This is a genomic window from Serpentinimonas raichei (assembly GCF_000828895.1).
GTDB classification, from domain to species: Bacteria; Pseudomonadota; Gammaproteobacteria; order Burkholderiales; family Burkholderiaceae_C; genus Serpentinimonas; species Serpentinimonas raichei.
In genome coordinates this window covers 249806-262092 of sequence record NZ_AP014568.1, presented here as the reverse complement: position 1 = coordinate 262092, position 12287 = coordinate 249806, and the positions used below count along the sequence as shown (strand labels likewise).

Sequence of the window (12287 nt, the reverse complement as noted above, 5' to 3'; positions counted from 1 at the left end):
AATTTTGATTTTGCGCGCTTGTCACGATTAATTCATGCGACTGCCATTCGGGGGACACACAGCGGGCAAAAAATCGAACCACAAAGGAGCGATATCCATGACCGATTTGTCTGTGCTGGAAAAACTGCGTCAGCCCCAGGGGCTCGGCATAGAGCCGGTGGCACCCCGTTCAGCGGCTTGCCTGCCTGCCCCCATCAGCGTCGGCTGGGCCCGCCACACCGACGAGGTGCGTGCCGCGCAGCGCTTGCGCTACCTGGTGTTTGCCCAAGAAATGGGCGCCCGCCTGCCGCAGACCCTGCCCGGCCACGACATCGATTTGTTCGACGATTTCTGCGAGCATTTGCTGGTGCGCGACGCCGCCAGCGAGCAGGTGATCGGCACCTACCGCGTGCTCACCCCCACCCAGGCCAAGCGCGTGGGCGGCTTTTACAGCGAGACCGAATTCGACCTGACGCGGTTGCGCCTGCTGCGCGAGCAGATGGTGGAGCTGGGACGCAGTTGTGTGCACCCGCAGCACCGCCACGGCGGCGTGATTTTGGCGCTCTGGGGCGCGTTGGCCGAGTTCATGACGCGCAACCGGCTGCACACCATGATCGGCTGCGCCAGCATCCCCATGAACCCCGAGGCCGGCGGCGGGCACGCCGCGGCCAGCATCTGGCGCCAGTTGAGCGCCAAACACATGGCTTCGGTCGAATTTCACGTGCGCCCGCGCCTGCCGCTGCCGATCGAGCGGCTCGATTCTTCGCTGCCCGTCGAGCCGCCCGCGCTCATCAAAGGCTACCTGCGCCTGGGCACCAAGGTGCTGGGCCCGCCCGCTTGGGACCCAGACTTCAATTCCGCCGACCTGCCCATGATGATGCGCTTGGCCGACCTGCCGCCGCGCTACCGCAAACACTGGCTGGGGGCCTGATGCGCAGCGGTTTTGCCCCCGACACCCACCTGCAGGGGCTGTGGGCGGCCGGAGTGGCCACGGCTGCGGCTGCGGCTGCGCCGGACGATCCGCGTTCCACCGACGACGACGGCGATGGCGACGACGCGCTGCATGCCTCAGGGCGGCGCTTGCGCACCGTGTTCATTTCCGACATCCACCTAGGCACGGCAGGCTGCCAAGCCAAGGCCTTGCTGGCTTTTTTGAAAGCGCACCCGAGCGAGAAGCTGTATCTGGTGGGCGACATCATCGACGGCTGGCAGTTGCGCCGCAAGTGGTTCTGGCCCCAAAGCCACAACGACGTGGTGCAAAAAATCCTGCGCCGCGCCCGCAAAGGCTGCAAGGTCATCTACGTGCCGGGCAACCACGACGAGTTTGCGCGCCACTTCATCGGTCACCAATTCGGCGGCGTCGAGGTGGTGGAAGACGCCCTGCACCTGACGGCCGACGGCAAAAAGCTATGGGTCATCCACGGCGACCACTTCGACGGCGTGATTCAGTACGCCAAGTGGCTGGCCTACCTGGCCGACAACCTGTACGAGCTGGCGCTGCGCCTGAACACGCGCTTCAACTCGCTGCGCGCGCGGCTGGGACTGCCGTACTGGTCGTTGTCGCAGTATTTGAAGTACGGCGTCAAGGGTGCGGTCAAGTACATCCAGCAGTTTGAGCGCGCCGTGGCCCACGAGGCGCGCAAACGCGGCTTCGATGGCGTGATCTGCGGCCACATCCACCACGCCGAAATGCGCGACATCGACGGCATTCTGTATTGCAACGACGGCGACTGGGTCGAGAGCCTGACGGCGCTGGTCGAGCACCACGATGGGCGGCTGGAGATCGTACACTGGCCCAGCGGGCACAAAAACATGAGCACTGCGGAACAAATGGCGCGCGGCAGCACCACCGCCCGCGCCGCCAACCACGCCGTCAGCGAATGAATCCGCGCAGCAACTGGCGCAGCAGCCAGCCGCCGCCCGCGGGCGCATAAGGCGGATAGACCAGCTCCCCGCTGTTGAAGCGCCCCTTGGCGTGCACGCCCTTGGCCTTGGAGAAGGTGAGAAAGCCCTCGTGGCCGTGGTACTGCCCCATGCCGGAGGCGCCCACGCCGCCAAAGGGCAGCTCGTCTTGCGCCACGTGCATGAGGGTGTCGTTGATGGTCACGCCGCCGCTGTGGGTGCGCTCGAGCACCTGCTGCTGCAGCTGGCGGTCATGGCTGAACAGATACAACGCCAGCGGGCGCGGGCCGCGCCGGATCTGCGCCAGCGCCTCATCCAAGCTGGTGTAGCCCCGCACCGGCAGCAGTGGGCCAAAGATTTCTTCCTCCAGCACGGTGGCGCCCTCGGGCACCCCGAGCAGCAGGTGCAGCGGCATTTTTCGCGTGCCCTCGAACGACTCACCGGCCGGGTTGCAGGCTATCACCTCGGCCCCGCCGGCGCGCGCCTGCTCCAGCCAGGCTTGCAGGCGCTGGTGCTGGCGCGCGTTGACGATGGCGCTGTAATCGGGGTTGTCGCGCAAAGTGGGGTAGAGCTGCGCCACCGCGGCTTGCATGGCCAGCGCAAACGCCCGCTCCTGCCCGGCGGGCAGCAGCACGTAGTCGGGCGCGATGCAGGTTTGGCCGGCGTTGAGCAGCTTGCCAAAAGCGATGCGGCGCGCAGCCACGGCCAGATCGGCATCGGGGGCCACGATCACGGGCGACTTGCCGCCCAGCTCCAGCGTGACCGGAGTCAGGTTGCGCGCCGCCGCCGCCATCACGATCTTGCCCACGGCGGTGGAGCCGGTGAACAGCAGGTGGTCCCAAGGAAGCTGCGCAAAGGCGCTCGAAACTTCCAGCGCGCCCTCCACCACCGCCACCGTGTCGTCCTCAAAGGCCTCGGCCAGCAGGGTGCGCAGGGCCTGGTTGGTGGCCGGGGTGAACTCGGACAGCTTGAGCACGACCCGATTGCCCGCCGCCAGCGCCCCCACCAGCGGCAGCAAGGCGAGCTGGATCGGGTAGTTCCACGGCACCATCACGCCCACCACCCCCAGTGGCTGAAAATAGACCCGGTTGCTGGCTGGCGCAAACAGCACGCTCACGCCACGCCGCTGCGGCTTCATCCAGCCGCGCAAGTGGCGCGCCGTGTGCGCGATGCCCTGCAAGGTGGTGAGGATTTCGGCCAGCAGGGTTTCGTGGCGCGAACGGGCCGAAAAATCGGCGTTCACGGCCGCGATCAGCGCCTCTTGGTGGCGCACCAAGGCGCTGCGCAGCGCGTGCAGGCCCGCCAGGCGCTGCTGCAAGCTGGGCATGGGAGCGCGCTCAAAGGCGGCGCGCTGCAGGGCAAACAGGGCCTGCAGGGGTTCGACAGGGGACGAATCGGGGTTCATGGGGGGGGCAGGACTGGGTGGGTTCAGAGGCCCGATTGTCCCAGCAAAGGCGCGGCGCGCTGCGCTCGTCAAGGCGGCAGCAGGCGCAGCAACTGGCCGTTGCGTTCGTCGGTGAGCACGTAGAGCAAGCCGTCGGGGCCTTCGCGCACGTCGCGGATGCGCTGCTGCAAGCCTTCGAGCAGGCGCTGCTGGCCTACCACGCGCGTGCCTTCGAGCTGCAAGCGCAGCAGGTGCTGGCCGCGCAGCGCACCCACGAACAGGTTGCCCTGCCACTGCGGCCCGTAGCGCTGGCTGCGCAAAAACGCCATGCCTGACGGGGCGATGGAGGGCGTCCAGTGCAGCAGCGGCTGCTCCATGCCAGCGCGCTCGGTGATGCCCTCGCCGATGCGGGTGCCGATGTAGTTGACCCCGTGCGTGATCACCGGCCAGCCGTAGTTGCGCCCAGGCAGCACGCGGTTGAGCTCGTCGCCGCCACGCGGGCCGTGGTCGTGGATCCAAAGCTGGCCATCCGGGCCCCAGGCCGCGCCCTGGGGGTTGCGGTGGCCCCAACTCCAGATCTCGGGCAAGGCCCCGGCGCGGCCGACCAGCGGGTTGTCGCGCGGCACCGAGCCGTCTTTGGCCACGCGCACCACCTTGCCATGGTGGTTGTCCAGCGTTTGCGCATCGTCCATGCGGCTGAAGCGGTCGCCCAGCGTCAGGAACAGGTGGCCGTCGGGCGCCTCGACGATGCGGCAGCCAAAGTGGTGCCGGCTGCCCACCTTGGGGCTTTGGCGAAAAATCACGCGCACCTGCTCGATGCGGCGCGCATCGGCCGCCAGGCGCGCGCTGGCCAGCGCGGTGGAGTTGCCACCGCCCGCGGGTGCCGGTTCAGAAAAACAAAAATAGAGGGTGCGGTTGCTGGCAAAGGCGCTGTCGGTGATGAGATCCAGCAAACCGCCCTGCCCGCCTTCGTCGATCTCGGGCAGGCCTGGCAGCGGTGCGCTCACGCGGCCATCGGCCTGCACCACGCGCAAGCGCCCAGCGCGCTCGGTCACCAGCATCTGGCCGCCGTCGATGAAGGCCAGCGCCCACGGGTGCTCCAGCCCCTGCGCCAGCACCTCGGTGCGCACCGGGTTGGCGTGGGCGGTGGCGCTGCCTAGCAGCAAGGCCCACACACCCAAGCAAAGCCCCGCCGTCCGGTGCAGCCACAGCCAGCGCCGCAACCGGGTCAGCCCGCGCAGCGCCATGCCCCCTGTCGCAGCCACCTTGGGTGTCGGGGCTGCGCGCATAGTCGCCAAGGGAAGGCCAAGCTCAAACATGTGCATCACTCCTGCGGTTTCAAATTTCGACGGCCCGAGGACGCTGCGGCCTAAACCGGGCTTCGTTGCGTTACATCAAATGGCCCAACGCTTTGCGTAGAATAATCCAAAGCCAGACCAACGGAGGACGCGCGCCATGATTTCCCCTCGCACCCAAATCGATCTGTTTGATTTTCTGGACGAGACGCACCGCCAGTTGCAGCGCCACTTGGTGCTGCTGCGCTCGGTGGTGGAGGCTTGCCAAGTCGGCCACCTTGATGCGGCTGAGCGCCTGCGAGCGCGTCAGGTGCTCCACTTTTTTAATGGCGAAGCGCGCCAGCACCACCTCGACGAAGAAAACCACATCTTCCCGGTGCTGGCCGCCAGCAGCGACGAAGCGCTGGTGGCTGCCGCACGCCGCCTGCGCCAAGACCACGGCTGGCTGGAAGAAAACTGGCTGCACATCGAGCCCGCCGTCGCCGCCATCAGCGCAGGCAACCAGTGGTTCGACAGCGCCGAGTTGCTGCACGCGCTGGAGGTGTTCGAGGCGCTCTACCTCGATCACCTGCTGCTCGAAGAATCGCTGGCTTACCCGGAAGCCCATAAGCGCCTGCAAGCCTACGACCGGGCCGGCATGGGCCGGGAAATGGCACAGCGCCGCTCGGCGCGCCCCGCCGCCGCGTCGGCTTGAAAAACGGCGCGCGCTGGCGCAGGTCTTGGCACTCAAGCCCATAGAGTGCTAACATAAGGGCAGAGAGTCATGCTTTGTGAGGAGCTACCCATGAGCACCACCGCCCTTGTCCCTTTGCCATCTTTTAAGCTTGCCCCCTCGGCCCCGGTGGGCTGGGGCGGCTCGAACGCCGTGGTGTTGCCGCCACTGGGCAACTTGGACGCCTACATCAGCGCCGTCAACCGCCTGCCGCTGCTCACCCCAGAAGAGGAGCGCGACTACGCCGAGCGCCTGCAACAGCACAACGACCTCGAAGCCGCCGGCCGGCTGGTGATGTCGCACCTGCGGCTGGTGGTCTCGGTCTCGCGCCAATACTTGGGCTACGGCCTGCCGCACGCCGACTTGATCCAAGAAGGCAATATCGGGCTGATGAAAGCCGTCAAGCGCTTCGACCCGCAGCAAGGGGTGCGGCTGGTGAGCTACGCGCTGCACTGGATCAAGGCCGAAATCCACGACTACATCCTGAAAAACTGGCGCATGGTGCGCGTGGCCACCACCAAGGCGCAGCGCAAGCTGTTTTTCAACCTGCGCAGCATGAAGCAGGCCTTCAAGGCCGATGCGCCCGACTCTGAGACGCACCGCGAGCAGTTGAGCGAGCTCGAGGTGGAGCGCATGGCACGCAAGCTCGACGTGCGGCCCGAGGATGTGCGGGAGATGCAGACCCGGCTCGCCGGTGGCGACGTGGTGCTGGACCCGAGCCCGGGCGACGACGGCGAGGAAGCCTACGGCCCGATCGCCTACCTGGCCGACAGCAGCCAAGAGCCCACCGCGCTGCTGCAGGCGCGCCAGCGCGAGCACATGGCCAGCGTGGGCGTGCAACAGGCGCTGGAGCAGCTCGACGAGCGCGCGCGCCGCATCGTGAGCGAGCGCTGGCTGGCGGTGAACGACGACGGCAGCGGCGGCATGACGCTGCACCAGCTCGCGGCCGAATACGGTGTCAGCGCGGAGCGCATTCGGCAGATCGAAAGCGCGGCGCTGAAGAAAATGCGGCTGGCGCTTCAAGCGGCCTGAGGCACGGAGCCGGATTCAGCCGGCCCGGTGCGCTGGTCCTGATCAGCCCTCGCGGCGCAGCGCCGGGAACAGGATCACGTCGCGGATGCTGGGGCTGTCGGTGAGCAGCATCAGCAGCCGGTCGATGCCGATGCCGCAGCCGCCTGCGGGCGGCATGCCGTATTCGAGTGCGCGCACGAAGTCGGCATCAAAGTACATGGCTTCGTCGTCGCCGCTGTCTTTGTGGCCCACCTGGGCGGCAAAGCGCGCGGCTTGGTCTTCGGCGTCGTTGAGCTCGCTAAAGCCGTTGGCCACTTCGCGCCCGCTGATGTAGAGCTCGAAGCGCTCGCTGATGGCAGGGTCGGCGTCGGAGGCGCGCGCCAGCGGCGAGATCTCGGTCGGGTGGTTGCAGATGAAGGTAGGGTTCCAGAGCCGGTGTTCCACCGTTTCTTCGAAGTACAGCACCTGCAGCGCGGCCAGGCTGCGCACCGCCAGCCGCTCTTTCACCGCATCGAGCCCGAGTTTTTGTAGTTGCGCGATCAGCCACTCGCGCTCATCCACGCGCGGGCCGGCTTCGGTGTGCTTGAGGATGGCTTCGCGGATGGTGAGGCGCTCGAATGGGGCTTGCAAGTCCACATCGCGGCCCTGGTAGCTGAGCCGGGTGCCGCCGCAGACGCGCTGCGCCACGTGGCGGATCATCTGCTCGGTAAACACCATCAGGTCGAGGTGGTTCCAGTAGCCCGCGTAGAACTCCATCATGGTGAACTCGGGGTTGTGGCGCACGCTGATGCCTTCGTTGCGGAAGTTGCGGTTGATCTCGAACACGCGCTCGAAACCGCCCACCAGCAGCCGCTTGAGGTAGAGCTCGGGCGCGATGCGCAGGTACATCTGCTGCTCCAGCGCGTTGTGGTGCGTCACGAAGGGCCGCGCATTGGCCCCGCCCGGTATCGGGTGCAGCATCGGGGTTTCGACTTCCAAAAATTCGTGCGCCACCATGAACTCGCGCAGGCTGGTCACGGCTAGGCTGCGCGCCAGAAAGCGGCGCCGCGCCTGGGCGTCGGTCATCAGATCGACGTAGCGCTGGCGGTATTTGAGCTCTTGGTCGTGTACGCCGTGAAACTTGTCGGGCAGCGGGCGCAGGCTTTTGGTGACCAGCCGCAGCCGATCGACCAGCAGCGTGAGCTCGCCGGTTTTGGTCTTGAACAGCACGCCCTCGGCGGCCACGATGTCGCCCAAGTCCCAGTGTTTGAAGGCGGCGTGCAGCTCGGCCCCGACGCTGGCGTCGTTGAGGTAGATCTGGATGCGGCCCTCGGAGGGGCCCAAGGAGGCGTCTTGCAGCGTGGCGAAGCTGGCCTTGCCCATGACGCGCTTGAGCATCATGCGCCCGGCCACGCTGGCGCGCACTTGCAGCGGCTCCAGCATCTCTTTGCTCAGGCCGCCGTACTCGGCGTGCAAACCCTCGGCGCGCTGCTGCGGCTTGATGTCGTTGGGGAAGGCCACCGGCCCACCCGCCGCCTGCGCTTGGCGCAGTTGCTGCAGCTTGGCGCGCCGCTCGGCGATCAGGTGGTTGTCGTCGGCGGGCAGGGGCGTGTGGTCGGCCATGGTGAGCAATGGGGTGGGGGCGTAAAACTTTTCATTTTACCCTTGGCCATGCCGCGTTGCGCACACCTAGCCGCCCCTAGCCACCCGCACCGCCTACGGGGTGGACCACCTACTTGCCCCGGCTGCGCCAGCGCTTCCACCACGGCGTGCTCACCAGCAGGCTAAAGCCCAAGGCCAGCAGCAAAATAACGGAAATCGGCGAGGTGAAGAATTCGGTGAAGAACAGCACCGGGTCTTCGCCCGTCATCAGGATCGACTGGCGGTAACTGCGCTCGAGCAAGGGCCCGAGCACGATCCCCAAAATCACCGGCGCCACCGGGAAGCCGTAAATCTTCATCAGGTAGCCCAGCACGCCAAAGCCCAGCATCCAATACACATCGACCGGGTTGTTGTTGATGGCGTAGGCCCCGACGGACGACAGGATCAGGATCACCGGCAGCAAAAAGGCTTTGGGGGTCTCAACCACCTTGGCAAAAATGCGGATGCCGGTCATGCCAAAGATGAGCAGGAAGATGTTGGCCAGCACCAGCGAGCCGACGATGAACCAAAACAGGTCCGGGGTTTCGGTCATCAGCAGCGGGCCGGGGCGCAGGCCGTGGATGAACATGGCGCCGATGATCACCGCCGTCACGGCATCGCCCGGAATGCCCAGCGTCATCATGGGAATGTAGGCCCCGCCGACCGAGGCGTTGTTGGCGCTCTCGGGTGCCACCACCCCTTCGTAGGCGCCCTGACCAAAGGGGCGCGAGGGGTTTTTGGTCGAGCGCCGTGCGTGGTCGTAAGCCATCAAGGACGCAATGTCGCCACCGGCACCCGGCAGCGCCCCGATGCCCACTCCAATGGCGGAGGAACGCATGGAAAGCGGCAGGTGCTGCTTGACCAGCGCCCACGAGGGAATGATTTTGCTCACGTTTTGCTTGACCGCCTTGACGTGCAGATAGTGCATCTGCGCCAACACCTCGGCCACGCCAAAGAGCCCGATCATGGCGGCGATGAAGTTGATGCCCGCCGACAGTTGCAGCGAATCGAAGGTCAGGCGCGCCTCGCCCGTGAGCGGGTCCAGCCCCACGGTCGAAATCAAGACCCCCAAGGCAGCGGCAAAAACCCCCTTGGCCATCGAGTCGCCCGTGAGCCCGCCCACCAGCAGCAGGCCCATCACCGCCAGCAGCAGGTAGTCGCGCGGGCTGAACATCAGGGCCAGCTCGGAAACCATCGGCGCCGCGATGGCCAACACCGCAATGCCGACAAAGCCGCCGATCACCGACATCACGGTGGACAGGCCGATTGCCTGCCCAGCCAGACCCAATTTGGCCAGTGGGTAGCCGTCGAGCGTGGTGGCCACCGCCGCCGGTGCGCCGGGTATGTTGAGCAAAATGGCGCTGCGCGAGCCGCCATAGACGCCGCCCAAAAAGATGCCAGAAATCAGCACCAAGGCATCCTGAACGGGCCACTTGAAGGTAAAGGAGACCAGGATCGAGACCGCCATGGTGACGGACAGGCCCGGAATGGCGCCGATATAAATCCCGGCAAAGGTGCCGATGGCGGCCAGCAGCAGCAGCCACGGGTCGATCCAAGAAGCAAAGAAGGCGTGTACCAGTTCCATTATTGAAACACCCCTTGCCACAGGTAGCCGGCCGGCAGCACAACCGAAAACAGCTCTTCAAACACGATGTAGATCACCCCGAGCACGCCCACACTCACCACCAGGTTCATAACCCAGCGGTAACTGCCTAGCACGAACATCGAAGCCAGCAAAAACAAAAAAGAGACCAGCAAAAACCCGATCTGCTCCAGCAGCACCACGTACAGCACGATCAGCACCAGCATCGCCAGCAAGGCCGGCGGGGTGACTTGCACCATCAGCCGGCGCAGCGTGCTGGCTTCGGTCGTGTCGGGCGGGCGGCGCAGCGTCTGCACCAGAATGACCAAGGCACAAACCGCCATCAGGCCCGCAGCGGCCATGGGCACTGCCCCCGCCGAGGCAAAGGACTCGAAGCCCGAGATCGTGTAGGCCGATCCCAATAAAAACAGGCTCACCGCCAGCAGCAGCAGCACAAAAAAGACTTCGCCTACGAGCTTGGGTCTGGGTTCCGACATCGCACCACCTGCTACGAAAATAAAAATGGGCGCGCACCGCGCTGCGCGCCCGACTCAAAGAACGGCTCAGCGAGGCCGCGGAATGCCCAGCGTTTCCGGGTTTACGCGGGCTTGGCCGGCGTCTTGGTAGAGCCAGGCGGTGGTCGAGGTCCAGCGGTTGATGAAGCGCTGCGCCTCGTCGCCGCCGAGGTTGAGCATGGTGTTGCCGCGCCCCTCCATCATGCGCCGGTAGTCGGGGTTGTTGCCCGCTTCGCGGAAAGCCGCCACCAGCCGCGCCTTGGCGGCATCGGGCACCTCGCGCCGCACGAACACGCCAAACCAAGCACCCCAAGGCAAGAAGCGCGGCAAACCAGCCAGCGATGGCGCGTTGGTCATGGGAGCGATCCCTTGGAACGGCTGGTCGCTCAACACCCCCAAGGCTTTGAGGCGACCAGCGCGCACGTGCTCAATCGCGGCCGCCGAGGTGAGGAAACCGATATCTAGGTGGCCGCCTTGCAGGGCAGCGATGGCTGGCCCGTCGCCGTCGAAGGGCACCATTAGGGTTTCGAAGCGCGTCAGTCTGGAGATCATCAGGTTGACGGTAAAGGGCACCGTGCCGATGCCGGACCGGTATTGGCGCACCCGGCGTGGGTTGGCCTGCACGAAGCTCAAAATATCCTGCATGGTGTTCCACGGCGCATCGGGGCGCGTGACCAACAAAATGGTGTTGGCCATGGCGGCAATGTTGACCGGGAAAAACTCGTTGTAATCGAAGTCGGCCACCCCCATGACGCGAAACAGCGCTTGCGGCTCGGCCCCCATGAGCAGGGTGTAGCCATCGGCCGGTTGCTGGCGCACGAAGTTGGCGGCGATCGCGCCGGCCGCGCCCGGGCGGTTCGAGAGCACGATGTTGCGCCCGAGCACGCGCTCGGCGTGCGGCGCATAACCGCGCATGCTGATGTCGGTGCCACCGCCGGCACCAAACTGGATGATGCCGTTGAGGTCGCGGGTCGGGAACGGCGCTTGGGCCAGCGCCAGCTTGCTCATCGAGGCGCTGGCCAGCGCGACGAGCGAAGCGCCCATGAATTGGCGTTTGTCTAGGGTCATGATGAATGTCTCCTGAGAGGTTGCAACGAAAAGCTTAGATTGGACACGGCTTGCGAGACCTGCCGGCACCCATGCGATGGCCTGCCCCAAGTCCTGAAGGGTACTCTATGCGATGCCGAATGGCTCGGGAAGATGCGCCCTCCTCCATCCGTTCGACGAGCAAACATCTGCGAACGATCATCGATCAAAATAATGGAATACCCTAGGATTTTGAGCGCACTCCAAGTCTTTTAGGGTGCCTCAAAGCCCAAAAATCAGGGTAAACACTGGTTTTGTTCGATCATCGATCTTGTGCAGATGGCAATCATTCGGCTTCCATCCGCCCCCGCCCCAGCGCGGCCAAGGCTTGCATAGAATGAAAAACCCGAGGAGAACCCCTGTCATGATCAACGGCCACACAGAAATCATCGCCCACATCGGCTACCCGACGCACAGCTTCAAGTCGCCGCAGATCTACAACCCCTATTTCCGCTCGATCGGCGAGAACTCGGTGGTGGTGCCCTTGGCCTGCGAAGCGCAGGACTACCCACAGTTTCTGCGTGCCATTTTTGCCTTGCGCAACATCCGCGGCGCCTTGGTGACGATGCCGCACAAAATGACGACGCTCAATCTGGTCGATGTGGCCAGCCCGGCCGCCATGGTGGCGGGGGCCTGCAACGCGGTCAAAAAAGGGGCCGATGGGCGCCTGCTGGGCGATATGTTCGACGGCGAAGGCTTTAGCCGCGCCCTGTTGCGCAAAGGCCACCCGATACAGGGCAGCAAGGTGCTGATCGTGGGCTGTGGCGGCGTGGGCAGCGCCATTGCAGCGGCGCTGGCGGCGCACCGGCCCGCCCTGCTGCGCCTGCACGACCGCCAGAGGGCGAGCGCACAGGCGCTGGCGCAGCGCCTGCAAACCTACTTCCCGGCCACGCGGGTTGAAATCAGCGACAACGACCCGAGCGGGATGCACACCGTCATCAACGCCAGCCCGCTGGGCATGAACCCAAACGACCCGCTGCCGCTCGACGTGCAGCGCCTGGCGCCGCAGACGCTGGTGGGCGACGTGGTGATGGCGCAAACCCTGACGCCGCTGCTGGCGGCCGCCCAGCAACGGGGCTGCCCGATCCAGATCGGCACCGACATGCTGTTTGAACAAATTCCGGTCTATCTGGAGTATTTTGGCTATCCCACCACCGACGCGCAAACCCTTCGCCAACTGGCGCAACTTGAGGGCTGAAAG

Annotated in this window: 11 protein-coding genes; 5 read left to right on the top strand and 6 right to left on the bottom strand. The window is 65.5% G+C overall.

Features of this window, described 5'->3' with window-relative positions; translation table 11 throughout:
• Positions 1–97 precede the first annotated feature (97 nt).
• Both SRAA_RS01185 and SRAA_RS01180 read left to right on the top strand, forming a co-directional pair.
• Complete coding sequence (locus SRAA_RS01185) at positions 98–910, top strand: GNAT family N-acyltransferase (RefSeq protein WP_045530489.1); 813 nt, start codon at positions 98–100, stop codon at positions 908–910.
• Positions 910–1863 carry a UDP-2,3-diacylglucosamine diphosphatase gene (locus SRAA_RS01180; RefSeq protein WP_082039833.1) on the top strand — a complete coding sequence of 318 codons (954 nt, stop codon included), beginning with the start codon at positions 910–912 and terminating at the stop codon, positions 1861–1863. The genes SRAA_RS01185 and SRAA_RS01180 overlap by 1 nt, the downstream gene beginning before the upstream one ends.
• On the opposite strand, the gene SRAA_RS01175 is transcribed toward SRAA_RS01180, so the two are convergent.
• A complete protein-coding gene (locus tag SRAA_RS01175) occupies positions 1853–3286 on the bottom strand; it encodes a coniferyl aldehyde dehydrogenase (RefSeq protein ID WP_045530487.1) in 1434 nt (477 codons plus the stop codon). The two genes, SRAA_RS01180 and SRAA_RS01175, sit on opposite strands and share 11 nt — an antisense overlap.
• Before the next feature lie 68 nt (positions 3287–3354).
• Positions 3355–4428, bottom strand: coding sequence for a PQQ-dependent sugar dehydrogenase (locus tag SRAA_RS01170; RefSeq protein ID WP_420834927.1), 1074 nt, complete (start codon positions 4426–4428; stop codon positions 3355–3357).
• Between the two features lie 292 nt (positions 4429–4720).
• On the opposite strand from SRAA_RS01170, the gene SRAA_RS01165 reads away from it, so the two are divergent.
• Together SRAA_RS01165 and rpoH are read left to right on the top strand one after the other, a co-directional pair.
• Positions 4721–5254, top strand: a complete 534-nt coding sequence (locus SRAA_RS01165) for a hemerythrin domain-containing protein (RefSeq protein WP_052467435.1) — start codon at positions 4721–4723, stop codon at positions 5252–5254.
• 90 nt (positions 5255–5344) lie between these two features.
• On the top strand, positions 5345–6304 hold the full coding sequence (gene rpoH / locus SRAA_RS01160; RefSeq protein WP_045530483.1) for an RNA polymerase sigma factor RpoH: 960 nt from the start codon (positions 5345–5347) through the stop codon (positions 6302–6304).
• A gap of 42 nt (positions 6305–6346) precedes the next feature.
• Here rpoH and lysS read toward each other — a convergent pair whose 3' ends face one another.
• The 4 genes from lysS to SRAA_RS01140 form a co-directional block, all read right to left on the bottom strand.
• A complete protein-coding gene (lysS, locus tag SRAA_RS01155; RefSeq protein WP_045533023.1) occupies positions 6347–7885 on the bottom strand; it encodes a lysine--tRNA ligase in 1539 nt (512 codons plus the stop codon).
• Positions 7886–7994: 109 nt separating this feature from the next.
• Positions 7995–9488, bottom strand: coding sequence for a tripartite tricarboxylate transporter permease (locus SRAA_RS01150; protein ID WP_045530481.1), 1494 nt, complete (start codon positions 9486–9488; stop codon positions 7995–7997).
• Positions 9488–9982 (bottom strand): tripartite tricarboxylate transporter TctB family protein, encoded by a 495-nt coding sequence (locus SRAA_RS01145; RefSeq protein ID WP_045530479.1) that lies wholly within the window; start codon positions 9980–9982, stop codon positions 9488–9490. Before SRAA_RS01145 ends, SRAA_RS01150 begins: the two co-directional genes overlap by 1 nt.
• Before the next feature lie 66 nt (positions 9983–10048).
• Positions 10049–11068 carry a Bug family tripartite tricarboxylate transporter substrate binding protein gene (locus tag SRAA_RS01140; RefSeq protein WP_052467434.1) on the bottom strand — a complete coding sequence of 340 codons (1020 nt, stop codon included), beginning with the start codon at positions 11066–11068 and terminating at the stop codon, positions 10049–10051.
• A gap of 382 nt (positions 11069–11450) precedes the next feature.
• Between SRAA_RS01140 and SRAA_RS01135 the strand changes: the two genes are divergently transcribed.
• On the top strand, positions 11451–12284 hold the full coding sequence (locus SRAA_RS01135; protein WP_045530477.1) for a shikimate dehydrogenase family protein: 834 nt from the start codon (positions 11451–11453) through the stop codon (positions 12282–12284).
• Positions 12285–12287 lie beyond the last annotated feature (3 nt).

Coding starts and splice junctions, on each gene's coding strand:
- SRAA_RS01185 (WP_045530489.1), top strand. CDS start 98: ATGACCGATTTGTCTGTGCTGGAAAAACTGCGTCAGCCCCAGGGGCTC.
- SRAA_RS01180 (WP_082039833.1), top strand. CDS start 910: ATGCGCAGCGGTTTTGCCCCCGACACCCACCTGCAGGGGCTGTGGGCG.
- SRAA_RS01175 (WP_045530487.1), bottom strand. CDS start 3,286: ATGAACCCCGATTCGTCCCCTGTCGAACCCCTGCAGGCCCTGTTTGCC.
- SRAA_RS01165 (WP_052467435.1), top strand. CDS start 4,721: ATGATTTCCCCTCGCACCCAAATCGATCTGTTTGATTTTCTGGACGAG.
- rpoH (WP_045530483.1), top strand. CDS start 5,345: ATGAGCACCACCGCCCTTGTCCCTTTGCCATCTTTTAAGCTTGCCCCC.
- lysS (WP_045533023.1), bottom strand. CDS start 7,885: ATGGCCGACCACACGCCCCTGCCCGCCGACGACAACCACCTGATCGCC.
- SRAA_RS01150 (WP_045530481.1), bottom strand. CDS start 9,488: ATGGAACTGGTACACGCCTTCTTTGCTTCTTGGATCGACCCGTGGCTG.
- SRAA_RS01145 (WP_045530479.1), bottom strand. CDS start 9,982: ATGTCGGAACCCAGACCCAAGCTCGTAGGCGAAGTCTTTTTTGTGCTG.
- SRAA_RS01140 (WP_052467434.1), bottom strand. CDS start 11,068: ATGACCCTAGACAAACGCCAATTCATGGGCGCTTCGCTCGTCGCGCTG.
- SRAA_RS01135 (WP_045530477.1), top strand. CDS start 11,451: ATGATCAACGGCCACACAGAAATCATCGCCCACATCGGCTACCCGACG.